General features: G+C 36.2%; 25 protein-coding genes. 8 read left to right on the top strand and 17 right to left on the bottom strand.

Translation table 11 applies throughout. The features are described 5' to 3' along the window. Window positions 1-95 precede the first annotated feature (95 nt). From PI85_RS03535 to PI85_RS03525, 3 genes are all read left to right on the top strand, one after another. Complete coding sequence (locus PI85_RS03535; RefSeq protein WP_036124464.1) at window positions 96-1397, top strand: M48 family metallopeptidase; 1302 nt, start codon at window positions 96-98, stop codon at window positions 1395-1397. Between the two features lie 79 nt (window positions 1398-1476). After that, window positions 1477-2295, top strand: a complete 819-nt coding sequence (locus PI85_RS03530; RefSeq protein WP_008174345.1) for a YitT family protein — start codon at window positions 1477-1479, stop codon at window positions 2293-2295. 98 nt (window positions 2296-2393) lie between these two features. After that, complete coding sequence (locus tag PI85_RS03525; RefSeq protein WP_036124466.1) at window positions 2394-2768, top strand: MmcQ/YjbR family DNA-binding protein; 375 nt, start codon at window positions 2394-2396, stop codon at window positions 2766-2768. 65 nt (window positions 2769-2833) lie between these two features. Here the strand turns inward: PI85_RS03525 and PI85_RS03520 are convergent, their stop codons facing one another. The 6 genes from PI85_RS03520 to PI85_RS03495 all read right to left on the bottom strand — a co-directional run bounded on the left by PI85_RS03520 (window position 2834) and on the right by PI85_RS03495 (window position 6740). Then, entirely contained in the window at window positions 2834-3175 is a 342-nt protein-coding gene (locus tag PI85_RS03520; protein ID WP_036124469.1) for a GIY-YIG nuclease family protein, read from the bottom strand. A 17-nt stretch (window positions 3176-3192) separates the two neighbouring features. Further along, entirely contained in the window at window positions 3193-3948 is a 756-nt protein-coding gene (locus PI85_RS03515; RefSeq protein ID WP_036124470.1) for a DUF2087 domain-containing protein, read from the bottom strand. A gap of 135 nt (window positions 3949-4083) precedes the next feature. Beyond that, window positions 4084-4959: an ABC transporter permease gene (locus tag PI85_RS03510; protein ID WP_036124471.1), complete on the bottom strand. Its 876-nt coding sequence runs from the start codon at window positions 4957-4959 to the stop codon at window positions 4084-4086. Continuing rightward, window positions 4959-5879 (bottom strand): ABC transporter ATP-binding protein, encoded by a 921-nt coding sequence (locus PI85_RS03505; RefSeq protein WP_036124473.1) that lies wholly within the window; start codon window positions 5877-5879, stop codon window positions 4959-4961. The genes PI85_RS03510 and PI85_RS03505 overlap by 1 nt, the downstream gene beginning before the upstream one ends. A 5-nt stretch (window positions 5880-5884) precedes the next feature. Next, a complete protein-coding gene (locus tag PI85_RS03500; RefSeq protein ID WP_036124474.1) occupies window positions 5885-6289 on the bottom strand; it encodes a DUF3021 domain-containing protein in 405 nt (134 codons plus the stop codon). 1 nt (window position 6290) lies between these two features. Then, window positions 6291-6740, bottom strand: a complete 450-nt coding sequence (locus PI85_RS03495) for a LytTR family DNA-binding domain-containing protein (RefSeq protein WP_031417941.1) — start codon at window positions 6738-6740, stop codon at window positions 6291-6293. A 223-nt stretch (window positions 6741-6963) separates the two neighbouring features. Here PI85_RS03495 and PI85_RS03490 point away from each other — a divergent pair, with 223 nt between their 5' ends. Continuing rightward, window positions 6964-7992, top strand: coding sequence for an AbrB family transcriptional regulator (locus PI85_RS03490; protein ID WP_036124476.1), 1029 nt, complete (start codon window positions 6964-6966; stop codon window positions 7990-7992). Window positions 7993-8036: 44 nt separating this feature from the next. Here the strand turns inward: PI85_RS03490 and PI85_RS03485 are convergent, their stop codons facing one another. After that, the gene (locus PI85_RS03485; RefSeq protein WP_042737474.1) at window positions 8037-9731 is read right to left on the bottom strand and encodes a methyl-accepting chemotaxis protein; all 1695 of its coding nucleotides are present in this window, start codon (window positions 9729-9731) and stop codon (window positions 8037-8039) included. 213 nt (window positions 9732-9944) lie between these two features. Here PI85_RS03485 and PI85_RS24585 point away from each other — a divergent pair, with 213 nt between their 5' ends. The 4 genes from PI85_RS24585 to PI85_RS03470 all read left to right on the top strand — a co-directional run bounded on the left by PI85_RS24585 (window position 9945) and on the right by PI85_RS03470 (window position 13820). Continuing rightward, on the top strand, window positions 9945-10085 hold the full coding sequence (locus PI85_RS24585; RefSeq protein WP_008174324.1) for an RAxF-45 family protein: 141 nt from the start codon (window positions 9945-9947) through the stop codon (window positions 10083-10085). Between the two features lie 104 nt (window positions 10086-10189). Then, on the top strand, window positions 10190-11992 hold the full coding sequence (gene abc-f, locus PI85_RS03480; RefSeq protein ID WP_036124479.1) for a ribosomal protection-like ABC-F family protein: 1803 nt from the start codon (window positions 10190-10192) through the stop codon (window positions 11990-11992). After that, entirely contained in the window at window positions 11985-12776 is a 792-nt protein-coding gene (locus PI85_RS03475) for a GNAT family N-acetyltransferase (RefSeq protein WP_036124481.1), read from the top strand. The genes abc-f and PI85_RS03475 overlap by 8 nt, the downstream gene beginning before the upstream one ends. A 309-nt stretch (window positions 12777-13085) precedes the next feature. Next, a complete protein-coding gene (locus PI85_RS03470) occupies window positions 13086-13820 on the top strand; it encodes a hypothetical protein (protein WP_036124482.1) in 735 nt (244 codons plus the stop codon). Window positions 13821-13910: 90 nt separating this feature from the next. Here PI85_RS03470 and PI85_RS03465 read toward each other — a convergent pair whose 3' ends face one another. From PI85_RS03465 to PI85_RS03420, 10 genes are all read right to left on the bottom strand, one after another. Further along, on the bottom strand, window positions 13911-14282 hold the full coding sequence (locus PI85_RS03465) for a hypothetical protein (RefSeq protein WP_008174304.1): 372 nt from the start codon (window positions 14280-14282) through the stop codon (window positions 13911-13913). 109 nt (window positions 14283-14391) lie between these two features. Then, window positions 14392-15075, bottom strand: coding sequence for a M23 family metallopeptidase (locus tag PI85_RS03460; RefSeq protein WP_036124483.1), 684 nt, complete (start codon window positions 15073-15075; stop codon window positions 14392-14394). Further along, window positions 15075-15356, bottom strand: a complete 282-nt coding sequence (locus PI85_RS03455) for a phage holin (RefSeq protein ID WP_036124485.1) — start codon at window positions 15354-15356, stop codon at window positions 15075-15077. Before PI85_RS03455 ends, PI85_RS03460 begins: the two co-directional genes overlap by 1 nt. Before the next feature lie 17 nt (window positions 15357-15373). Further along, window positions 15374-15874, bottom strand: a complete 501-nt coding sequence (locus tag PI85_RS03450) for a hypothetical protein (protein WP_036124486.1) — start codon at window positions 15872-15874, stop codon at window positions 15374-15376. Next, window positions 15867-16316: a hypothetical protein gene (locus tag PI85_RS23485; protein ID WP_052323439.1), complete on the bottom strand. Its 450-nt coding sequence runs from the start codon at window positions 16314-16316 to the stop codon at window positions 15867-15869. The genes PI85_RS03450 and PI85_RS23485 overlap by 8 nt, the downstream gene beginning before the upstream one ends. Window positions 16317-16337: 21 nt before the next feature. Beyond that, the gene (locus PI85_RS03440) at window positions 16338-18263 is read right to left on the bottom strand and encodes a DNRLRE domain-containing protein (RefSeq protein ID WP_036124488.1); all 1926 of its coding nucleotides are present in this window, start codon (window positions 18261-18263) and stop codon (window positions 16338-16340) included. Window positions 18264-18294: 31 nt separating this feature from the next. Further along, entirely contained in the window at window positions 18295-20604 is a 2310-nt protein-coding gene (locus PI85_RS03435; RefSeq protein WP_036124490.1) for a LamG-like jellyroll fold domain-containing protein, read from the bottom strand. A gap of 44 nt (window positions 20605-20648) precedes the next feature. Next, window positions 20649-21995, bottom strand: a complete 1347-nt coding sequence (locus PI85_RS23480; protein ID WP_052323437.1) for a LamG domain-containing protein — start codon at window positions 21993-21995, stop codon at window positions 20649-20651. 2 nt (window positions 21996-21997) lie between these two features. Continuing rightward, complete coding sequence (locus PI85_RS03425; RefSeq protein WP_036124491.1) at window positions 21998-22771, bottom strand: SPRY domain-containing protein; 774 nt, start codon at window positions 22769-22771, stop codon at window positions 21998-22000. Between the two features lie 45 nt (window positions 22772-22816). Then, complete coding sequence (locus tag PI85_RS03420; RefSeq protein ID WP_036124492.1) at window positions 22817-24166, bottom strand: discoidin domain-containing protein; 1350 nt, start codon at window positions 24164-24166, stop codon at window positions 22817-22819. Window positions 24167-24173 lie beyond the last annotated feature (7 nt).

Genomic DNA, 24173 nt, shown 5'->3' with positions numbered 1-24173 from the left:
GTTGATAAAAAGTAGGTCCGTATTTGTTCTAACTTTAATAATTTCGCTTACACTTACTATAGGACGAACTTTGGGTAATATGAGGGGGAATTGACATAGCTAAAAAAATGGGCATTGTTGCGCTATTATTTTTCGGTGTTTACGTGCTTTGTATGTACTGGTATATATTCCATAGTGGAGGAGGCAAAATACCAAGTGCTTTACAGGGAACTGTTGCTGATCCAGTAATGTTTATGTCTGGTAAGGAACTTTTTTTAAGTGGTGAATATTCAAAAATACGGAACTTTTTATTCTTTGTAGCTACTCCTTTAGAATGGCTTGTTTACTTCATGATATTATTGTTGGGTGTTTCACGTTATTTAGAAAAAGTGAGCACATCCCAAACAAAGTGGAAGCTTTTGCAAAATGCAGGCTACTTATTTTTATTGTCATTATTAGTATATGTCGTATTATTCCCAATGGACTATTATCGTTATTATCTCAGTAAAAGCTATGGTATTAGCACACAAGCATTTGGATCTTGGATGAAGGATGGTGTCATTGATTTTTGGGTGAACTTTGGAATGACCTTGATCATAGTGACAGTGCTTTATTGGCTCATTAAAAAGAGTGAGAAAAGATGGTGGCTCTATGCATGGCTATTAACCATCCCGTTCACAATGTTTGTGATGTTTATTCAGCCAGTTGTGATTGACCCTTTGTACAATGACTTTTATCCGTTAAAAAATAAAGAGCTGGAAACTAAAATATTATCACTTGCTACCCAGGCACATATCCCGGCAGAGCATGTTTACGAGGTGAATATGGCTGAGAAGACGAATGCCCTAAATGCTTACGTAACAGGGATCGGTAGCAATTCAAGAATTGTTCTTTGGGATACTACATTAAACAGACTGACGGATAATGAAATTTTGTTTATTATGGCGCATGAAATGGGTCATTATGTTGAAAAGCATATTTATTTTGGCATTGCAGGCTATCTCTTACTCTCTTTAGCTGGTTTATGGCTAACAGCTAAAATTATGCGACGCTTCGTTACACGATATGGACAGGTATTCAAAATTAATAAAATTAGTAATATTAGCTCCTACCCATTATTTTTACTAATTACCTCCATATTATTATTTGCTTCCAATCCCGTTTCTAATTACGTATCCAGATACCAGGAATCAAGGGCAGATCAATATGCGATTGACTTGATGAATGATCGCGAGGCGGCTGTAACGGCATTTCAAAAGCTAACGATTTCGGGCTTAAGCGAGGTCAACCCACCGCTTTTGGTGAAATGGTTCCGTTATACGCATCCTCCAATGCTAGAGCGTATTAATAACGTTGCTGATAAGGGCGAATACAAACAAGAGGGTCCTTTAAAGGAACAACAGAAGAAAAATAAGTAATTAGGTTTTCTCAGTAAGTAAGTTGGGTAGTCTATGGTAAAGATGTATCAAAATTTGGTCGTTTATAGGGGACATCATCATGCGTAATGTGATTATTATTACACTTTCTTCCATTTTAGTGGCCTTTGCTTATAATTTTTTGTTAATTCCTCATGAAATTTTAAGTGGGGGATTAAGCGGTATTGCCATTATGCTTGGGATTATTACTCCGCTGAATACCGGGGTGTTAAACCTACTACTGAACTTGCCCTTGCTTATTTTAGGGGTGATGAAGCTCGGGAAACGTTTTATTAGCTATACGATTTTATCGGTGGCTGTTTTATCAGTGAGTTTATATATTATCCCGATTTACAAGGCGACACAAGAGCCCATTCTTGCTTCCTTATTTGGTGGAGTCATCGTAGGTGTTGCCATGGGCTTGATTTTCCGAGCAGCAGGCTCCTCTGGGGGCTTCGATATTATTGCCATGCTATTAAGCCGTAAACGTGATTTTCCGCTTGGTACTTTGATTGCTGCTATGAATGGTATCGTAGTGGCAGCTTCGGGCTTTGTCTTTAGTTGGGATGCAGCGCTATTAACGCTTGTTTCCATTTATGCAACCGGAAAAGTAGTGGACACGATTCATACAAGTCATATTAAATTAACCCTTATGATTATTACGAATAAAGGCGAAGAGGTCAAACAGCAGTTATTAGAAAAGCTTCATCGTGGGGTAACGATTATCGATGCGAAAGGAGCCTATTCTGGCGAAGGCCGTCAAGTATTAATTACGGTTATTACACGCTATCAACTGGCTGATGTGAAAAGTACGATTAAAGAAACCGATCCTAAGTCGTTTGTGAATATTTTGCAAACAACCGAGGTGATGGGGATGTTTGATCGTGGTACAAGTAAATAATGCTATTCTCAACACATGTTTTCGATTATACTTACTATAATCGAACGTGTGTTTTTTTATTTTAGGGGTAACTGGTAGATGTTGGAAGGGGAATGAGAATGGAAAAAGAAACGATTCATGCAAATTGTCTTCAGCTGCAAGGAACAACGTATGACTATAAGGAGGAATGGCAAGCAGATCGCTATCATATAGGTGGGAAGATGTATGCCATGATTGGAGGAAATGCCACAGGTCGACCAGTGCTAACGTTAAAATGTGAGCCTGCGCGAGCAGAGGAATTACGAGAAGCCTATGCCAGCATTATACCTGGCTACTATATGAATAAAACGCATTGGAACTCTATTTATATAGATGCTGAAGATGTCCCGATGGATTTGGTAGAGAATCTTATTAAGCATTCGTATGAACTTGTTTTCAATAAATTAACGAAAAAAGCACAGCAGGAAATTTACCTATTGGAAGCAAAACAATAACAAGACTCATATGAGTAAGGGATAGCGCATCTACCTTTATTATTGGTAAATGCGCTCATGTATGATCAATTATAGCCTCGCTCACCATAAGGATTTAGCGTGTCGAGCCATTTTTGCTCTAGCTTTTCAAGCTCTTTTTTGGCATCGAAATAACCCTCTTCCTTCTTCTTTAAATACTCAACGATTTTCACCTCGAAAGCATCTTGACCAAATGAATTGTAGTCCGCTTGAAGCTCCTTGTTCGTATGTGTATTCGTTTTGAGCATAAACTGAAAACCATTTAAACGTTTCAAATTATTAAAGCTACCGACAAATACTTTATTTGTTTGTGTATTCGTCATTGTAAAAACGCCCGCTTCAATTTTCATGTCCTTATACATTTCTTTTAGCTCTTTTTTATGATCCATTTTAATTACCTGCCTTGTTATTTTTTAACCCAGTAAGCACTGCCGTCAGCTTGGCGGTCCAGAAAACCGTATTCAATTAAGTAGCGGCGTATATGAACATAGTCTTCATACATGGGCTTGATGATTTCATTCAATTCTTTTTCCGTATATTGTTTTTCTTTGTCAAAAAGCATTGAGATGGCACGAAGTACTATAATTTTTTGTTTTTCACGCTTAGGAAAACGAACTAGCTCCTTACCAACACCATGTGGAAATAATTTCGCTAATACTTGTTGTTCTTCTGAGAGAGTGACATTATAGCGATCGTCAACCATTGTAGCTGTTTTATGAATAGACACAAACGTATCCTCCTTTCGATCTTGTTCCTTCAGTAATTCCATCATTACTAATAACGTCTTGGCTTGGCGTTCTTTTTCCTTTAAAGCAAAACGGTGATGACGAATAGTCGTGGCACTGCCAATTTCTAATTCTTTTTTTATATCCTGATCTGATTTACCTTCATAAAATAAGCGTAAAATATGACTTTGATGCTCAGTTAAGCCGGTCATTTTTTTATTGAGTCCATTTAAGTAATGAAATACAGACTGGTGTGTAATCGTAATATGGTGCTGCATCATTTTTTCGGCTTCATACAGTAAGCCATCGTACGGGAAAATAATTCCTTTTTCTATTTCTTCTCCACATAGTAGACAAGTGAAATGTGTCTCATCGTCGATATAACCCTTTTTTAGATTATCGATAGGCGCTTGCCAAAATAGTTCATTTACATCCATTAGGAATCCTCCGTTAAAAGCAAACGTTTTTTTATATTTGTTTGCTTATTTATTATTAAAATAACAAATTGTTTGTTATAAAGCAATAAAAAACACATCGTTTTCTAAACGATGTGTAAAAACGTTGGCAACTATTTATTTATATTTTCTTTTAAACAAAAGGAGGGAGGCAATCGCTAGGATGAGTATTGTACCAACGATAATGAGGATGCTCGTTGAGGCACTAAGGGTATTACCATGAAGCTCATAGACAATACCATAATTAATTTTATAGTCATTCACATAGGAGACCGGTGTACCTTCAAAGACATTGGTAATGGAGCTTTCCATAAATGTGTTTCGTAAGAGTAATGTAGTATGACTAACTGGAAAATACATAATTAAATTTTGTGCAAAGCTTGGTAGAGCACCAAGTGGGACATAAACACCGCATAAAAATCCGAGTAGTGTACCGACAATAGTTCCTAATGTAGAGAAGGCATTTTGTGTCGACACAAACAAGGAAAGAAATAGATTCAAGACACTTGCGAGCAAGACAGATAATAAGATAATGCCAAGTACTTGAACAAAATGTGTAAGGCTTAAAAGCTTACCGCCTGTTGCTACTATAAAAATTTCACAGCCAATTAATGCGATAAAGGAAAAAATACTGCCAATTATTAATGCATTGAGTACATAGCTCATTTGTATTGTGGCGCGGGAAAGAGGGGCAGTTAAAAAATCGGCCATTGCCTTTGATTCCTGATCCTTTATGGCAATACCATATGCACCAAGTGTTGTTGAAACGGCAATCATCGATAGTAACCCTGCTACAACCCATTCGTTCACCATGGTAATCACTTCAGGTGTGGCTTCCGTGATTCGTTCAATTGCATCTACTTGCATTTTTTGGAGGAATACGGCGTAAAGCACAATGACTATAATCACCGATAGTAGAGAGAAGAACACTTGTGTTTTATCTCGCCTAAATACTTTGCTATTTCGTTGTACTAAGCTCATTAAGGCTTCCATTATGCAACATCCCCCTCTGCCATAATATGAAGAAAGACATCGTCCATCGTTCCTTTAATCACTTCAAAGGAGGCGATGAGTGGCTCCGCTTTCTTTAAAAGGGAGAGAGCTTGTAGGGTGGACTCCAAACGGATTGTATAGATCTCCTGTTTCTCGGTATAGGAAATGGCGTGTTCTTCCAGCCATTTAACACCGTCTATTGGATTATTGAAAACAACGGCCATAGAGTCATAGGCATACTTTGTTTTCAACGCATCAGGCGTACCTTGTGCGACAATTTTTCCTGCCTTTAAAACAAGTACCTGATAGGCGACTGCCGCTTCCTCCATATAATGGGTTGTTAAAAACACAGTCATATTCGTTTCGAGTTGGAGCTGCTTGATGGCCTGCCAAACTAATTGTCGTGTTTGTGGATCTAAGCCAGTTGTAGGTTCATCTAGAAATAATATAGTTGGCCGATGAATAAGTGCACGTGCAATGTCTGCTCGTCTTTTTTGACCGCCTGATAATGTTCCATATTTTTGCTTTTCAATATCCTCTAAATGCAAATAGGAGGAAACAAATTGATAGTTTTCAGCAAGCTGTGTTTTTGCTAATCCATATGTTCTGCCTCTGTGTAGAATGTTTTCCTGCACAGTTAAACGATCATCTAATAAGCTTTGTTGGAACACAACACCAATGGATTTACGGATATCTGCGTTATGATTGCTGACATCTAGTGTAAAGTTATTAATAGTGACATTGCCGCTGGATTTTTTTAATAAAGTACAAAGGATTTCAATTGTTGTCGATTTGCCAGCACCGTTTGCTCCTAAAAAAGCAAAGAGGGTACCTCGTTCAACTGTGAATGAAATGTCGTTAACCGCATGGTGGTCACCATATTGTTTACATAAATTCTCAACTTTTACCGCGAAGGTCATCTAGATTATTCCTTTCTCTTTCGGATTTCTCGATTTATTTTTTCAATATCTTTTAATTGAAGGATATAAAGAATACACCAAACGATGATGTAAATAACGGCTTCAGAAAGCAGCACATATTTCACACCAGAATGCATAAACCAACCACCAAAATAGCCAGCAATTAAAACACAGATTGTCACAGCGATTAAATGCAAGAGTAGCTGCGCCATAAAAGGAATTGATTCAATCTCAAAAATACCAGATATAAGTCCGATGGCAATGCCAAGTATGGCTGCAATTACAGTTTGCTCCAGTAATTCTGTGCCTGACACCATCGCATTATTTGATAGGACGCTAAATGTCACTAAGACATAAGAAGAGCTAAGGGATATGAGTAGTCCGATAATCATCATGCTTACATATTTCATGCTATAGATCCCTCCCAATACCTAAGTGTCGCTTCAATTCTTTTATATATTTACGACTAACATGAATGGTTACATCATTTTCAAGCAGTAATTGTGTTGTACCGATTTTGCCCATTTGAATAGAGGAGATTTTATGGATATTGACAAGTGTAGATTTACTTACTCGTACAAAGTCCTTTGAAAGCTGTGCCTCTAGTTCATATAATTTTCGTTTAGACTCAAACTCTTGCTCATTCGTTTGTAAAAATACTTTGGCATCCTCTGCATAGATGGAATAAATATCAGTAATTTTTAGTAGATGAATTTCTTGTTGAAAGTACCCATCTAGCATAGTAGTTTGGGATGCTTGTAATTGCTGCATGAGTCTTTCAATTTGTTCGTTGTATTCTTTCGCATGTATATGAACCTCTGTTTCTTCAAGTTCATGGTGAATAGTTAAATGAATTTTCATAGGAGGCCTCCTTTATTTTCCCCATCAAAGGGAAAACGCTGAATCAGGTAATAATAATGTAGCATAGAAAATTTTAGCAAAGGTAAATTATTGGATAAGAGGTTCAATTTTATCGATAAGAGGTTATTTTTGAACGATAGCAAACCATACAAAAGTCGCTTCAATAGAAAAAAAGGTTAAGAAACGTCATAATATAGTTATCTAGTTGTAAGGGGTTGCTAGTATGTTTGTTTTTGGTAGGCATATATTGATTACATTATGCATTGGCCTCATAGGTGCTGTCGTTTTTCAACTACTTCATATACCAATGCCTTGGTTGCTAGGCGCTATTACAGCGGTACTTATCGTGCAATTGTCGACCAATGTACAATTGAGATGGCATTCTTCCTTCCGTAATTTTGGTTTAATCGTAGCAGGGTATTCTATCGGCTTTGCCTTTACTCCAGAAGCGGTGCAGGATATTAAGCTTTTTTTAGGGAGTATTGTCGTTATAAATGTGATTTTTATATTGTTATTTTTTGGTGTCAGTTATTTAGTAGCCAAACGTACAGATTTGGATTTTGCAACGGCATTGACATGCTGTGTACCTGGTGGCATGGCACAGGTTGTGGCTTTTGCTGAGGAGCAAGGCGATATGGATATGGTGGTCATTACGTTCTTTCAAATCCTCCGTGTTCTTTTAATCGTCGGCTTTGTCCCGCTAATGTTGACAGATGTTGGTGGAAACAGCACTATGAACAACGGAATGTATACATGGGGCCTTGTCGGTATACTAATCGTTTGTGGCTTAGCAGGGTGGATTGCTCAAAAGCTTAAAATTCCAACAGGTTATATGCTTGGCCCCGTATTTTTATTGATGGGAATCAATATGGTGGGGATAGAAGTGCCTAGAATCCCCGTATCTCTTCTACATATTGCTCAATTGATGGTTGGAATCCATATCGGGTTATTGTTGAAAAAAGAAGATCTACATTTATCAAAGAGGCATATTTTTTATGCATTTGTATCAGCTGGCATTTATATAGGGGCAGCGTATGTCTTAACATTTTTAATGAAAAGTTTATACAGTCTCGACTTTAGGACAGGCTTTTTAAGTATTGTGCCTGGGGGACTTGATCAAATGGGGATTATTGCGGCTTCTGTACATGCCAATGTGACAATCGTCACAGCTTTTCAACTCTTCCGAATCCTAGTGATTTCAATTTTCCTTGTGCCTGTCGTCAAAATGTTTGTAAAAAAAGTGAAAACATGAGGGATAGTGATAAACTAATCCCTCATGTTTTTTTGCTGGTCGTTTTAATATTTAAATTGATGGATTAAATCTTGCAATGTTTCGGCATTCGCTGTTAGCTGTGACGCTGCCTGATTAATATCATCCATTGATAGAAGATTTGTTTCAGCAATTTGTGTGACGATTTTTGATTGTTCGCGAGCATCCATAGCAATTTCAGCCATAATTTGTGTTGAAGCATTCGCCTGTTCAATTCTTGCATACAGCTCTTCGGCAATGCCTGACACCTCTTGAATTTTGATTGTTACAAGAGACACCTTTGTAGTAATGTCTGCAAAAGCCTGACTAGTTGTGTAGACTACCTCTGCGCTTGTAGTGGCCTCTTGCTTACTTTGCTGCATATACACCCGTGCTTCCTTAGACAGTTGTTGCATCGTATGAATCGTCTCTGTAATTTCTGCTGCGGAGGTTTTGGATTGTTCGGCAAGCTTCCGAACCTCTTCTGCAACCACTGCGAAGCCCTTGCCATGTTCGCCTGCACGAGCCGCCTCGATCGATGCATTGAGGGCTAATAAATTCGTTTGATCAGCGATGGCATGAATGACCTCCACAATCTCATCTATTTTATTGGCATGTGTATCAAGTGCTGCAATGGCTTCTGCACTTTCCTGAACGGCATTGGTCATAGCATGCATTTGAAGCTGCATATTATGTGCGGCATCCTCACCATGCTTAGCTGTATCGAAGGCTTCCGACGCATAGGAAGATACCTCACTATTAGTTTCTGTAACTAGTTGAATTCCACCTGCAATATCTTCCATCGCTTCGGCATTCTCATGAGCACTATGCTTTTGAGTACTTGCACCACTTGCAAGCTCCTGCATATTGGCTGTTAATTGCTCCGTTGTTGTCGTGGTAGAACCTGCCGTTGCAGATAATTCCAGTGAGGATGCAGACACTTGATTGGCTGTTGCATCTACTTGTTGTATCATACTACGTAAAGTTGCCAGCATGGCATTAAACGACTCTGCCACATGGCCGATTTCATCCTTTGATTGTACTAGTAGCTGCTGTGTCAAATCACCTTTACCAGCAGAGATCGTTTCTAACTGGATGTTTAATTGCTTTAAAGGTCTAACAATGCCACGAATAAAGAGCATTCCTGCAATGACTGCAATAAGGGCTGAGATGACAGCGATAATCCCAGTCTTTACTAACATCTTTTGTGCGACTACATCAATATCAGCGGAAGGTACCCCAGCAAAGAACATGCCAATCGTTTCGCCGTTATTATTTTTAATGGGCTCGTATTTTGTAAAATAGGGGTTGCCTAGCACTTCGGCAGTACCAGTGTACGTTTTCCCTTGCTGTAAAACAGTGTCAGCTACTTTTGGGTCGACCGTTGTTCCAATAGCACGTTGTCCATCTACAACAATATTTGTATTAATTCTCGTTTCCCCAGCGAAAATTGTAATGGCAGCCTGTGATAATTCTCCTAAAGTATCAATAAGTCCCGTTTCATTGGCTACGTTTACATTGCCTTTGTAAAGCTCGCCATTTTTTAATTGCCATTCACCAGGTAATGTTTGGTCGAGGTTAAGTATACTTAAATCTAAAATTTGATGGAGCCTTGTATTGTACTCATCTCGTAATGTTTTTTTCATTTCGGCTGTGTTCATAAGACCTATAGCAATGAGTACAAATCCAATAATAACCACAATTAATAAGCTCATTTTCTTTTGAATACTTAGCTTTTTCATGAATTGTCCCTCCACATTCTCCGTGAAAAACCCTATTACCAATCACCTAAATATTGATATAATTTGGGAAAAAATTTCTATTTTTTATTAGTATATAACTAGTGTGCCAGTTTGTATATTTATAAAATAAAATGATTGTTCATTTATCCCCTTTTCAAATAATCTGAAAAATGGTATTATATGTTTAACTATATTGAACGGAGGTGAAAAAGAATGAATAAAAACGCTACGGACACATGTATAAAAGTGGATACAGCTATGTATTTTGCACGTGTCATTACTTTCGATTTTGCGAACAACGGGATAGGTCTGTCCATTTTTAAGCAAAATCAAATAACTAACGTAGCGAATTAACCATTCTTTTTCACACATTTTAATGAGAAAAAGACTGCTTGTTAATGAGCAGTCTTTTTTGTGTTGTCAAGATGTTTTCGCGCGTTTCATTGGAGGAAAAAACGATGCAAATGAAAGCTGAGCAAATACAAAAAATTATGGGTGGCAATATATTATTTGAGAATTTACAACTGGAGGTAAATAGTGGGGAGCATGTTGCTATAGTTGGGGTAAATGGTAGTGGTAAGACTACTTTATTGCAGCTTCTATCGGGTGTAGATTTTCCCGATCGGGGACGTATCATAAAAAGTAAAGATGCCACAGTCGGTTATTTACATCAAATACCAAATTATCCAGGTCATTCAGTAAAGAAAGTGCTAGAAGAGGCATTTGCTGATATTTATGCATTAAGGGCTAGAATGACGATACTTGAGCAAGAGATGCAGTCAAACGTAACGGATAAAATTTTATGGCAATATGGGCAAGTACAGGAGCAGTTCATGCTACAGGGGGGCTATGAGGTGGAGGCCCAATTAGCGATGATTGCAAATGGGCTAGGCATTATGGAAATGTTGGCACAGCCATTTAGTAGTTTAAGTGGTGGAGAGAAGACGAAAGTAATGCTCGGGCAAATTTTATTAAGCCAGCCAGCTATTTTATTGTTAGATGAACCAACGAACCATCTTGATATGCAGGCAATCGAATGGCTTGAAAATTACGTACGCAGCTTTGAGGGAATTGTCATTGTCGTCTCTCATGACCGTCATTTTATGAATCAGATTGCACATAAAGTCATTGAAATTGAAGATGGAGAGGCCTTTACGTATACAGGTAATTACGATGCTTTTATAGCGCAAAAAGAGGCAAAGATTGAACAGCAATTTGCTGATTATGAAGAGCAGCAGAAGAAAATTAAGAAAATGCAAGAAACGATTAAACGATTAAAACAATGGGCTAATGAAGCAAATCCACCAAACGCTTCTATGCATAGACGTGCGAAAAGTATGGAAAAAGCATTAGCACGTATCGAACGGGTGAAGAAGCCTATATCAAAAAAGAAAATGAATCTCGCTTTAACGATGGCTGAACGCAGTGGCAAAGAGGTAGTGCAATTACAAGACATTTACCACGGCTATGAGAAGCCTTTATTGATAGACAGTAACCTAGCTGTCTACTTTGGAGAAAGACTAGCGATTGTTGGGAACAACGGTAGTGGTAAATCAACGTTATTAAAAATGATGTTAGGGGAAATCGTTCCTAATCGCGGTGTTTGCCATGTAGGTAGTAATGTGAAAATTGGTTATCTATCACAGCAACTGGAACATAAAAATCCAGCTATCCGATTAATTGATGCGTTTCGTGAAAATGTAGCGGTATCTGAGGCCGAAGCACGCCATATTCTCGCGCGATTTTTGTTCTATGGCTATGATGTCTTTAAAAAAGTGAAGAATTTAAGCGGTGGAGAAAAAATGCGCCTTCGGTTAGCTCAATTAATGCATGAGGATATTAATGTGCTCATTTTGGATGAACCCACGAACCATTTAGATATTGAAGCAAGAGAGGTATTGGAGGATACGTTAGAAACCTTTGAGGGAACCATTATTGGTGTGTCTCATGACCGCTACTTCTTACAAAAAATATTTACTAAAACAGCATGGCTGAAGGATCAAACTATTCATGTTTTTGAAGGAGACTATGAGTGGGCTAGACAAAAACTTGAGGAACTCTCGAAGAAAATAGTAGTTGAAAATGAAGTGGCGCCTAAAATACAATCTGTCAAAAAAGAGCTATCGCTTGAGCAACAAATTGAAAAACTAGAGGCAAAACTAGAGGAACCTTCACTTGCTAAAGAGCAACGGCAAAAGCTCAAACAGCAAATAGAGGAATTATATGAAAAATGGATGGAAGAGGGAACGGAACATGCTTAATTTAGAACGCATTATGCAGCTTGATATAGATTATGTAAAGAGTTTTAGTGAAATGGAGCCATGTAAAGAAGGCGTTTTATTCTATAATAAAGCAATCCCGACTTATTATGATGCTAATCATGCACATGTTTGGCGAAAGATCGAAAAACCTGCTCAGTTTTTAGAAGATATAAAAACGTTCTATCAATCTCAGTCGCTTATCCCACGGCTGTATTTATATAATCTTGAGGATAATCAAGCGTGTATAGAGGCTTTAGAGATGCATGGCTTTCAATATGAGCAGTTCGTCAATGAAATTCAGTGCTGGAATGGTGAGTTTCGTCAACTCTCACCACTTCCAACGATCCAAATTGAACGGGTAACAGATGCAAATATGAACGAAGCCTTGGCAGTGGAAATGAGCATTTCTGCTTTTGGAGATCCTGAATTAATTAAAATGGCCTTTGAGCAAGCGTATTATTCGCCAAGCTTTACGTACTATTTATTAAAACTTGATGGGGTGCCATGCTGCTCTGCTAGTATATTTGTGTCAGGAAATCAAGGAAGGATTGAGAGTGTAGCAACCATTGAAAGCCATCGAGGTCGTGGTTTAATCGGCTATATGTTGCAGCATATCCAGCAGCAGTCAGTGAATCAGAAGCTTGAGCAGCTTTGGATATGGCCAATTAACGATCAAGTTGCTAAAGTCTATGATAGGTCTAACTTTAAATCGGTTGGATCCATTGCCTCCATTCATGCATTTACAGAAGGTAAAAGTATTCAAGATATACGACAAAACTCTTAATCTAACATATAATTTTCGCTATGAATTCGTACAAATGGTCAGAGGTAGGGGCCATCTTATTAGGGCTTGTTGTTCTTATTTTACTGGTGGAGTATATTTCAAATCGTCCACGTACTAAACTGGTTAAAGGATAAAATTTTTAGAAGGTAATAGTTAGTAAAATTCCTGAATAGTATCGACTATTCAGGAATTTTGATTTATTCTTATAAAAGAGGAATTTTCATTGATTATAAGTTTTTTACTTGAAAAAATACCGTATTCGATTTATTGTCTTTAGAGATACTTGTATATGGACTTGGAGGATATGGAATGCACGGAATTTATATACGCTATAATGTCTCAAAAGAAACTTCAGCAGCAAAATGGCCCAAAAAAATGGATGCATTTGCTTATGTTCAACGAGAAAAACCACAACAAGATAATGACAACTTGCTGTCACCGGAAGAGCTAAAAAACCATGCAATTCGTTATATTAAAAGCTTAAAAGACAATGCAAGTGAACATTTAGTAGAGCAACGCAACGGCGAAATAGAGCATTTTGATCGTCGCTATATGGAATCCTTAAAATTAAAGGAAAGCATTGATTCACAGCTGATTAATCTAGAAGAAATCCGTTTATTGCTGCAACTAATGAATGTTTTAAATTTATCGCATGCCTTTGGAGAAAATGCTGGAAAGCTCCTACGTCAAATTACACCATATGCAAAAGAGGTAGAGCATCCAACATTCCAAACTACTCGTGTAGAGCGCCATTTTTATTCAGAATTAATCGAACAAATAGAAGTTATTTACACACGCATTATGCGTCAGCACAACCCATCAACTACAGAAATGCAACATTCAGAGAAGCTCTGGACAACAGTCTGTGAGCAAGCAATAGAAAAGGTAGAAACCCGCATTGAACGCTTATCTTCTATCAAATTAAAACATGAAAACAATTTATTAGAGTTTAATCATTTAAAACAACAAAATATCGAGGCAAAGGAACGCCTAGATTTAGCCGTTCATGAATTGGATGAGATTTTAAATGTACTAGAATCTTAAAAAAGCATGTCTACCGATTGAAATTTCAGTCGGTGACATGCTTTTTATAGTATAGACAGATAATAAAGAGTAGGCCAATGAGCGCACTCTTTATTTTTTCTCAGGCTGATCGCGTTTAGATTGGCGCGAAATACGTAATAAATCCAGCCCAAGCAATACAATAATGATATAGAACAGTGGGCTAGTAAACGATAAACCAATTTGTGACTGACCACCAAGCAATGTTAGTACAATCCATAATCCAACTGTATACAGAGTCAAACCAACATAGGCCTTCTTAGACATCTTTTTATATTGACCTTTATCTAAGGCTAGCTGTATGATCACTAGCACGACTAATATGAGAAGAATTATCTTTTTAGTCAAGATCGATGCAATCGTTGTGTCAGGGAAGAAATCATTTACAAATAATAATGTGAAAAATACTAGAATAAAGAAATTTAAGATCGTTGAGAGCTTCATGCTATATCTCCTTAGTTGCCAGAATCCATTCTATTGTAACATGGTTCTATTAGATGGGAATGAATTTATGTTATATGGAAGAGAATTTTATGTATAAGGTATGAAAAAATTAATTTTTACTGAATGAATCATTATATCTTTTAAGCATTGTGGCAAATTGCTCGCGCGTTAAGAAATTTTGAGGATTAGAGCCATCTGTTATACCTTTATTTTTTAACCATTCCCAAGCAGAATGATGTATTTTAGCGGGTTTCCGAGTTGGAATAATAGCCTGTTTCGTCTTTAAAGCTTCCTCCAGTTCGTTAATTTTAGTAAGTAACTCTGTATATTGTGACATCGTCAGCTCTCCTTTGTTATTAATAATAGTATTAGCTTCGTTTGCTAGAGAAATATATGTCATAGGATCAATTGCATTTGGCTGACCAATTGCCCATTTTCCGTTATGTATTTCAAAATGTAGATGGATACCGAATGCTCTACCGCTGTTCCCCATAATGCCAATTTGTTGGCCTTGCTTCACAGTTTGACCAACACGAACACAATAAGAGTCTAAATGTGCATAATTCGTTTCATAGGCTTTACCATTAACGATATGTTTAATCATTACTACTTTCCCATAGCTACTTAACACCTGGGCGCGACTAATTACCCCAGCAGCACTAGCAAAAATGGGAACTTTTCCTGTTGAAGCAAGATCGACACCTTGATGCCACTCATTGCCATATCCGATATTTCTCCATCCAAATTTACTCGTTAACCTTGCATTTTTAACCGGACAAATAAAATCTAGCATTATAGATCATCTCGTTTCGGTTTTTTATATCTTAAAGCCCGTGATGAATCACTTAGGTTAGCGGTAGTGGGATCTAAAACGGCATTATATGTACTTACAGCCATTAAGGCGATTACATATGGATTTGAAGCGGCATTGACGAGTAAGGTCCTTACACTAGACCAGGTGGTCAAATCGGCTCCTGTAATCCCGTAATAAGCGAAGAGGGGCGTAATAATTGATAATCCTACGGTAATCCAAAATTGAGGATTATTTATACGTACTTTCCAATTGATTTTCATAAATATCCATTCCTTTCTTACAAGCCTAATATTTTCATAATTAGAGCTCCAATAATCACGGTGGGGATAAGAATCCACCAGTGTAGATATTGTTTGATCATGTCGCTAATTGATATATTGTCTTTAGCAGTTTCCTGTTTCAAATCATCTTCAATGCTGTCAACACGCTTTCCAATATCTTTAACATCCTCTTGCAATTCAACTTGGGACATATTTAATTTTGTTAAATTCATATTGATGTTGTTAAAAGTCTTATCCATTCTATTTAATTGTATTTGCTGATGTTTATTCATTTCTTGCTGTTGTTCAGATACTAATGTTAAGCGATATAATAACTCATGATTACCTTCTAATTTTGAAATTCGGTTTTCCTGATTCTTAATTTCAACTTCTGCACTAGCTAATCTTTCACCAAATTTTTCATTTTGCACGTAATCACCAACTTTTGTAAAATAGAAAAGGATAGATGCAGTAATCCATCTATCCTTAAAAAATATAGACTGAGTACCCTCAGTCATTTAATAGTTCTATCTCTTCAAAAATTTCACAAAATCGATCATAGAGAACAGCCTTATTTCCCGTAAACTCTAAATCACAGTTTAAAATGATACTTTGTAAAACTGTAAGCATTTCAATTTTATCGGCCGTTTCTTCCATAATAAAATCCTCATTCATCATTAACATAATTTGCATTTGTGCTTCTTTTTCAGCTTCTTCACATTGAAATAATACAATCTCTTCTTCTTTGTTATGTATTTCTTTCGTTTCAGTAACGATTTCCCCGTTCTCATCTTTTAAAGCGTAATCGTTAATAAGTTGTTGCCTTTCTACCTTTAAGAGCTCTATTTGATCTTCCAGTAATTTAATAAACCTAGTGCGCATTCTAGATTCTTTGCCCTTAAGAATTAGATTGAAAAGGAATGATTGTAATTCTCCAATTTCATAGTTTTTTATTATCATAGTTAATATTCTCCATTTCTTTTACAGTATAAATGCGTAGCCTGATACTGAACCATTAACAGTAATGATTGTTATTTTATTATTTACCATTAAGATACGAGGCTCAATAATAGTCGGAACTTCCTGATCAGCCCATGTTGGAATGGTAATCTCTGATTGAACGAATCTTCTGTTCACTGAAATTTCAGTATAAACTTGAGATACCTTTTTAATATCAATTACAGTATCGACTTGGCTAACAGCTTTTACGGTAAGTTCACTAAAAATATCTTGAACGAATTTAATGAATATTTCGGTATCTTTTTCTGATTTTTCATAAAGTTGTACGGCAATAGATACTCCGATAGAAGGCTTAGAAACAATGATTTCAGTGAAAACATCTGACTTAATATTAGGCTCAATTTCTACCAAAATGTCATTTCTATGTTTAATCTCAATTTCTGTTTCAATTTTTGGTTTTGAGACATGAACTACGGCAAAGAGATTACTATCTTTACCAACCCTAGGTATGATTTCTGTTGCTATTTTATCCTTTGCTACAAAAAGTTCTGTGTAAACAATAGAAGTCCAAATATCATTAATCTCAATTTCTGTGAAAACTTCATTTTTGTCATGGAATGGTACAGAAATTTCTGCATTGATAGAAGGCCTTGTTACCGAAACAGTTGTATCCCAAGAACTAGTGTCAGTTCGGGCGCAGTTGATTTGAGCTAAAGTAAAGGGGGTATTAATCGTAACTTCAGCAAATATTTCTCTATTAAGTGGTCTTCTGGCACCAATTTCAATCAAAATTTCGTCTTCTTCACGAATCGAAGAAATGATTTCAGTCTCAACATATGGCTTGGTGACGGTGATTTCAGCTTGTGCTTCAAAATCTAAAGGAACTTCTAGTCTGTGAGCATAGATTTCAGTATCTAACTTATCGAAACTGAAAATGGAATCAACAGTGACCTCAGTAAACCATTCAGAATGCTTTCTTTTATAGACAAAGATTTCAGTAAGTTGCTGGCTTCTTCCTTGAGAAAATATTCTTGAATCGAAATATTTTACAATTAATTCAGGTGGGGAAGAAGTTTCCCTTGTATAGAAAATTGTCTGTCCAGAAGCAGTTTCATTGGATAAACGAATAATGAAACCATTATTATTTTTTTCTAAAGCAATCCAAGATTCAACAATTTCAAGTACATCAAATTCGATGTATCTTTGCTCCCTATTAACCATGAATTTATCTGCAATTAAATCAATTGGAATTGGCCTATTCAGGTGAGTAATGCTAGTTTCGTGCCACTCGCTACTAGCATTTAGTACTTCTAGTTTAAGATTTTCAGGGGCTTCACCTTTATAGTATAGGCGTAAATAGGATTCTTTTAGCACATAGGAAGGATGAATAGAAGCTAAGTCAAATTGCACAAATGAACGCCAAATATCAACCTTACTGCGACCAACAACCATAGATGAATTGCTGCCATAGTTGATTGTTTGGTAAGCTGCTTCCTCTCTTGTGAAAGCATCTTGAGTAGGATTGTATACATCTGTAACGATAGGTGGTTGTTGAACTTCATAAATGGCATACATTCTATTATGTGGTGGCACTTCAATTTCTGCTTCTAAGAAATTGTAACCAATAGGCTGAATCTCCGTATAAACATCTGAGTTCCCACGATACATGATGTTTAAATAGGTGTCTTTATTACTAACGTCTAAAGCACGAGAAATAAGCTCAGTTTGTACTTTACTTTCACTTAAAGGTCTGGCGATAATCTCAACATCTTGCTCTATTTTCCCTACAGCAATTAGTTTATATGTTGCTTTAAAGCTGTTGTGAGGACTTACTTCAATTTCAGTATATACTTCAAAGGATTTATTAAAGGGTATTGTATTCTCAGTTACTATTTCATTTCTATGAGAGGAAATGTCTGTTTCTAATCCAAAATCTTGATCCTCCATAATCTCACTTCCTTATCACATTGTATTGTGATTAGGCTTTTTCTGCTCTCACGATAATGTCGAATGAACCGTTAACGTCAGGCGTTGAACCTAATTCAGATTTTAGTCGAATGAAAAATGGAATTTCTTCATTGTTTTTTAACACACCACCTAGTCTTAAATCAGGTTGAGGTGTAAAAGGGGATGAACTTGTACTAAATTCACAAGTCATTCCTGTAGGAAAATTTGCTGTATTAGCATACAAGTGAATATCTTTAATATCATAGCCATATTGGTTTTTAAGGAATACTTCATGTTCAATTGTAGTTTGGCCGGCAATGATGATACCAAAATCTAGATATTTAAGAACTTCACCGATTTCACTAGAGAAGTATTGGCCATAAACATCTTTGAACATAAGACCTGTATAGGTTCCCATGAATTGAGTAGACCAATAATCAGTAGTACCAAAGAAATCTTGGAACTCTACTTTAAGTGTGTTCCAATTATCAATCCTAATGTCTTTACTACCAATCGCTAACTCAATATTCTGAGGGGCTTCACCTAGTTTAGTAAAGCTTCCATCAGAAGGGTAGTAGTAACCATTGTTTAGTAATACACGATATTGAACACGCGTTAAATCATCATCACTTAACACTGCCTTAAGAACATTTGTGTCAAAAGAAATGTCAATTTTAGCAGTAGTGTTTAAGATGTATAGACTTGAGTTTTCAATAGTTGTCGTATCACGAGGTAGATAGTCTTCGAACGAGATTTCTTCGACAATTGTTTTGACTGTGTCACGAGGGTTGTCTGTAATAAACATACCAATATTAATGTGGTCACTTGTCCATGTCCGCCATTGCATATCAGTGATATTGTTTAAGTCTTTGTAAGTCATGCCTGTTAACATGATTTTTTGTGGACTTGAAGCATCAGCAACAACGAATTTCTTTTCTTTTTTGTCCCATACATACCATTTATCAGGTGTTTCTCTACCAACAAAGTAACGAGCTGCATCACGATAGGATTGTGAAATATCATTGACAAATACATCATCTAAAGAACCATACAAACGTTTAGGGTTAACTAGTTTAACGAATTGAGGTTGTGGGATTGCTTTCATATCAAGCACTCGTTTAGCAGTATCAGAACCTTCATCTGTCCATATCACTACTTCAAAATCTCCTTCAAGTTCATCTAAAGGCGACCAATTAGCTTCAAGGATTAAATCAGCATTTGTTACAGTTTCATCATCTGTGTAGTAAAGAACCTCCACACCATCACCAAATTCATCATAAATATCAAAAGGCTCAGTTGTAGTTGATACAATAATATCGTCACTAGATTCTGTATATATGAATACAGTAGGTAGCTCACCAATATAGTCATAGATACTATATGGGTCAACGCCTGTTTCTACAGCGATTTTAAAAGTGTCTGAATCAGTGTAGTAAATTGCTTGAGCTGAATCACCTAGTAAATCTTGTGCTTTGAAGCTCTCTTTGTTTAACACAACCGATGTGTATTGTTTATCTTCAAAGTCAGACCACATAATTACTGATTTATCTCCTGTTAGCTCTTTCCATTGTTTTTCTGTAATATGGTTTAGATTGTTCATACCATATTGGATGAAGTTTTCTTCTGTTGGTGTTGTTGATTTCCAAGAAGTGCCATCATGGTATTTGTATTGTGAGTTATGTTGGATGAGATATTTGTCTGGGATAGGGGAGATTACTCTGTCGTAGATTTCGATTTGGTCTAGTTGACAATTCAAATACATATCATTATGAAAAACTCTTCTACAAATTTCAAAGTCGTGTTCTTGTACAAGGTCGAATGGCTGAGATAGCGAATTACTATAAACTGGACTGTCAAATGAATCTAAATAGTATTTCACTCTACCATCTTTCATTATTTCCACCATAATATCATGCCATAAATTATCACATATATTACTACCGACACCAAAGCTTTCTAGAGTTACCCCTTTAGTGTTTGAGCAATAAATATAAAACTGACCTGTTCCACTAAGTATTCCCAATCTAAAACCATTGTAGTTTGCACCTCTTAAATTGCCCATGATAGCTCTGTTTGTAGAGGGTATTTGTGGTATTTTTATTTTAAATCTTATTACAATACTATTACTCAGGCGTATGAAATCAGATTTAAATGAAACATACTGATTAGTGCCATTAAAATCCATAGCATAGCCCTTACCATTCCAACCTGTTACACGAGTAGGGGCATTATTTAAAGTTCCTGTATATCCACCAATAGAATCCATAGCATTACCACTAGGTTCATCAAAACCGATTAAAGATTTACCATACTTACTTAAATTATCTTTTGTATTAGCCATTGTATTGACCTCCAATATTTTTCCATATTAAAAGGACAACCAAATTAATAGTTGTCCTCAATCATTGCTGTTTTAAAATCAGTACCAATAGGAATTGTAAACATTCCACCTTTTCCTAATGGTGTTCTGTTATTAGTTACAAGCTCATATTCAGTTGTAGGCTTAGTAAAATCAATTGGTGGTCTATCGACTGCTGAGTCAATCTCTCTAACTACACCACCTTGAGCTAACATCATATATTCTGCTGTGTTAGGAATCTCTTTTACACGAGCTGAGGTAGGAGATAAAACAAGGTTTTTATTGTCTTTTGTTTTAACGACTAAGCGTTTTTGTTCGAAGTCAGAAGGGGAGAGAGCTTTGTTGTAGATTTGTAAATCATCAAGCACACCTTGAAAATACTCATTGGCATTATTATAAAATGCGTCTGTGCCAATAAATAGATTGTTAGTACCTTGTTTTTCTACTGTTCCAATTAAAGATTTAAAGACTAATACCTCATTGATATAAAAACTTATGCTATCTGTTTCTGTGCTACCGCTAAAAGCAATCATAATATCTTGAAATACATTGATTTCTATTTGCATTGGTGTCGTAAGTGATTTCGCATTAGTTCCACGAATAACACATGATACTTTTCCATCAACAAACATAACTGATAGACCAACTCCTGTTATACTAGTGGCATTTGAAAGCAGTCTTGAGGTAGCTTTATAACTAGGAATTTTAACCTTAAATCTAATAGTTTTTTCTCCAACAGGTATTATAGGGTTGTTCATTTGGATAATTTGACCACTCCCACTAAAATTCATGGAAGAAACTTTACCATTCCAACCTTCAACTCTTGTTGCGCCTGTAACTGTACCAATATAGCCATTGCCTAATTTATCGTATACATTACCACTAGCTTCATCAAAACCAAACCATGCAATGCCATATTTGCTCAATGGTTTCTCTAAGCCTGACGTTAGGTAATCATATTTGACAAGAATTCCATCTGTATCAATAGCATCTACAACTAAGTAATTATTATCATTTAATTTAAGCTCTACTTTATGAAGACCGTTGTTTAGCCCTATTTTTTCATAAATTAAAGCTTGGTTTACTGTGGTTGTAGAATACGCATTGTAATTCTCTGTTATCCCATCAATTGTAATGGTCGCATTTTTACTTCTATTTACTCCTGTTGATACAATAAATCTAATCTTTGTACCTTCAAAATAAATAGTAGATGCTCCATCTTTTATGTTTGTATAAGTTTCTGTATTATTATAAGCTGATGTCATACCTGTAGCATGAATCCATGTGCCAAAGTACCCTATAAAATTGCTTGTGTCGTCATATCGCTTCCATCCATTCTCAGGTTGTGGAAGAGTTTGTCCTATAGTCGCCAAATCTATTTCACCTCTCTTATATTCAAAGTATTAATTACTCCAATATCGTGTGTAAACACTTTACCACTCGTACCATCAACAGGTGTGTTGTTAAAGTATCTATGCTTATCAAAAGGCACATCTAATTGAATGATTTTACCTTGTTCAACACCATGTTCAATAATGCTTTCAGTTGTGTTATCAGGAAGGTGAATAAGAGTGTTGTCTGATAGGGAATAGAGTTTATCTATTGTTGGATTTTTAATAGTCATTCTTTTTGTTTTTCCATATATATAAGGGGAATAACCATCAGGCAACCTATAGGTGAAATCAGAGCCACCAAAATTAGTAGTATATGAGCCACCAATTGCACTACCACCGTCACTAATTGCAGGAAACACTTCGCCCATGCTTTTTAAATCGGTAAACGCAACCCCTTGACTCACACCATTCTTCCAAAACTCAATAGTACCCATGTCTAGGTTTAACAAAACACTAACTATATCGCCTGTTGTATATGACGCTCCATATGTACTTTTTGGATTCCATTTTTGCCCATTAGTGTAGTAGTATCTTACATCACTGTTACTTAAACTCGAAGATAATAGAGAAGCGTTTGAGCCAATTATTCCAATCAAAGGCGCTCCTGCTGTATTCAATACTATTTCCCAATACCATTTTCCATCAGAAGCTCCTTCTGTTGCTCTAACTGAGTTAATGTGGCTTATTGAGCTAACAGAAAGCCCATCCTCTGAAATTATACAGCTAGCCCCTTTGCTTATTCTATCCCATGTCATATTATCATTCCTTTTGTCATATGATTTTCAAATAAAAACTCAGCACTAGTTAAAACTAATGCTGAGTGGTTTTTTATTTATTTGTTTTATCCAAAGACCTTGCTCGTTCTCTATAATGGTATCATCTTGTAAGATGTAGTTTTTAGTAGCTATTGGTTCATTTAGATTTAACAGCTCATTCTGACCATATTCAATGAAGTTTTCTTGTGAACACTTTGGTAAGTCAAAAATAGTGTTTCCTTTATAACCAAATTGCAATTGTCCAATAGCACTATAGCTACTATATCCATCATTAGAAATCACTGTTAGCCTATATATACGATATTTCCTAGCGTTGTCAAATGTAATCATACGTGTTTCATTCAATGCCCAATTTGTCTGTCCTGTGATAGTTGCTATTACATCAAAAGTTAAACCATCATTTGATGCACTTATTGTAAAATCCTTTGGACAAGCATTTGCTGTACTTCCTGACCTAGAAGTAAGTTTTATTTTATTGCAATATTTAGGAGAACCGAAGTCTAGTTGTATCCAACCTGTTATAGAGCCACCAACTGTTACCCAACAATCTTCACTACTAATATTTGTTCCATTAAATGCTTTCCATGCAGGGAAAGTAGAACTCCAAACACTACTAGAGCTTGCTATTAAAGGAGAGGGGGAGGTGTCACTTGTCATTTTTGTTTCATACCAAGTGTCAACTTGTTTGTCAAATGAGTATATCTTATTGTTAGAGTGAAGTAGTATTCTTTTTTCTTTGAAATAATATTTATACACATTAAATATCTCAATGTCCGATAAAGTAGATTCCCAAATTATAATGTCATCGTAAGAGCCATATATATAAGTGTAGGTATTGTAAGTACCATTAACATAACAAGTTGAGAAGTTTAATCCAACATTATGCGACAATGTAATTGCATGTATTTGAACACCGTTTAGATAAATCTTGTATACACCGTTTGAAGCAGTAAGAGATAGGTGTACCCATTCATTTAAGTTCAGGAATATACCACTACCACTTACTAAATGTGCTGAACCATTATAATAGTAAAAAGAAATCTCTCTGAACGGTGAAATAGCAATAAAGACTCCATTTGCACCACCTGTTGTTATACCTAATATTGCATTTGTGTAAGTATTGCTAGCGGTATTGATAGAGTTCAATTTATACATCGTTGATATTGTGAAACTAGCATAGCTTGATAATACATTTGTTCGATAAATACCTTGAGAAGTGGCACTAACTTTTCTTGCTGACCCTTTGTTGTTAAAAGAACTATCTAGAGTTGAGGAAGTAGTAGCATTTAAACCATTTCCACTACTATCTAGTAAAGTGGTAGAAACAGCATCATCCATCAACCATCTTGCTTTGTATCCTTCTTTTATTTTCAATTTTAAA

The sequence above is a fragment of the Lysinibacillus sp. A1 genome (genome assembly GCF_000801965.1).
GTDB classification, from domain to species: Bacteria; Bacillota; Bacilli; order Bacillales_A; family Planococcaceae; genus Lysinibacillus; species Lysinibacillus fusiformis.
This window is presented reverse-complemented; position numbering and strand designations above follow the sequence as displayed.

Bases quoted from the DNA above. Each gene is read 5' to 3' on its own strand.
- PI85_RS03455 (WP_036124485.1), bottom strand. From the start codon at position 15,356: ATGAAAATCAATTGGAAAGTACGTATAAATAATCCTCAATTTTGGATT.
- PI85_RS03475 (WP_036124481.1), top strand. From the start codon at position 11,985: ATGCTTAATTTAGAACGCATTATGCAGCTTGATATAGATTATGTAAAG.
- PI85_RS03490 (WP_036124476.1), top strand. From the start codon at position 6,964: ATGTTTGTTTTTGGTAGGCATATATTGATTACATTATGCATTGGCCTC.
- PI85_RS03525 (WP_036124466.1), top strand. From the start codon at position 2,394: ATGGAAAAAGAAACGATTCATGCAAATTGTCTTCAGCTGCAAGGAACA.
- PI85_RS03495 (WP_031417941.1), bottom strand. From the start codon at position 6,740: ATGAAAATTCATTTAACTATTCACCATGAACTTGAAGAAACAGAGGTT.
- PI85_RS03505 (WP_036124473.1), bottom strand. From the start codon at position 5,879: ATGACCTTCGCGGTAAAAGTTGAGAATTTATGTAAACAATATGGTGAC.
- PI85_RS03460 (WP_036124483.1), bottom strand. From the start codon at position 15,075: ATGCTAGATTTTATTTGTCCGGTTAAAAATGCAAGGTTAACGAGTAAA.
- PI85_RS03520 (WP_036124469.1), bottom strand. From the start codon at position 3,175: ATGGATCATAAAAAAGAGCTAAAAGAAATGTATAAGGACATGAAAATT.
- PI85_RS03440 (WP_036124488.1), bottom strand. From the start codon at position 18,263: ATGGAGGATCAAGATTTTGGATTAGAAACAGACATTTCCTCTCATAGA.
- PI85_RS03485 (WP_042737474.1), bottom strand. From the start codon at position 9,731: ATGAAAAAGCTAAGTATTCAAAAGAAAATGAGCTTATTAATTGTGGTT.
- abc-f (WP_036124479.1), top strand. From the start codon at position 10,190: ATGCAAATGAAAGCTGAGCAAATACAAAAAATTATGGGTGGCAATATA.
- PI85_RS03515 (WP_036124470.1), bottom strand. From the start codon at position 3,948: ATGGATGTAAATGAACTATTTTGGCAAGCGCCTATCGATAATCTAAAA.
- PI85_RS03435 (WP_036124490.1), bottom strand. From the start codon at position 20,604: ATGGCTAATACAAAAGATAATTTAAGTAAGTATGGTAAATCTTTAATC.
- PI85_RS03510 (WP_036124471.1), bottom strand. From the start codon at position 4,959: ATGGAAGCCTTAATGAGCTTAGTACAACGAAATAGCAAAGTATTTAGG.
- PI85_RS03470 (WP_036124482.1), top strand. From the start codon at position 13,086: ATGCACGGAATTTATATACGCTATAATGTCTCAAAAGAAACTTCAGCA.
- PI85_RS03500 (WP_036124474.1), bottom strand. From the start codon at position 6,289: ATGAAATATGTAAGCATGATGATTATCGGACTACTCATATCCCTTAGC.
- PI85_RS03425 (WP_036124491.1), bottom strand. From the start codon at position 22,771: ATGACATGGGATAGAATAAGCAAAGGGGCTAGCTGTATAATTTCAGAG.
- PI85_RS24585 (WP_008174324.1), top strand. From the start codon at position 9,945: ATGAATAAAAACGCTACGGACACATGTATAAAAGTGGATACAGCTATG.
- PI85_RS03465 (WP_008174304.1), bottom strand. From the start codon at position 14,282: ATGAAGCTCTCAACGATCTTAAATTTCTTTATTCTAGTATTTTTCACA.
- PI85_RS23485 (WP_052323439.1), bottom strand. From the start codon at position 16,316: ATGATAATAAAAAACTATGAAATTGGAGAATTACAATCATTCCTTTTC.
- PI85_RS03530 (WP_008174345.1), top strand. From the start codon at position 1,477: ATGCGTAATGTGATTATTATTACACTTTCTTCCATTTTAGTGGCCTTT.
- PI85_RS03450 (WP_036124486.1), bottom strand. From the start codon at position 15,874: ATGACTGAGGGTACTCAGTCTATATTTTTTAAGGATAGATGGATTACT.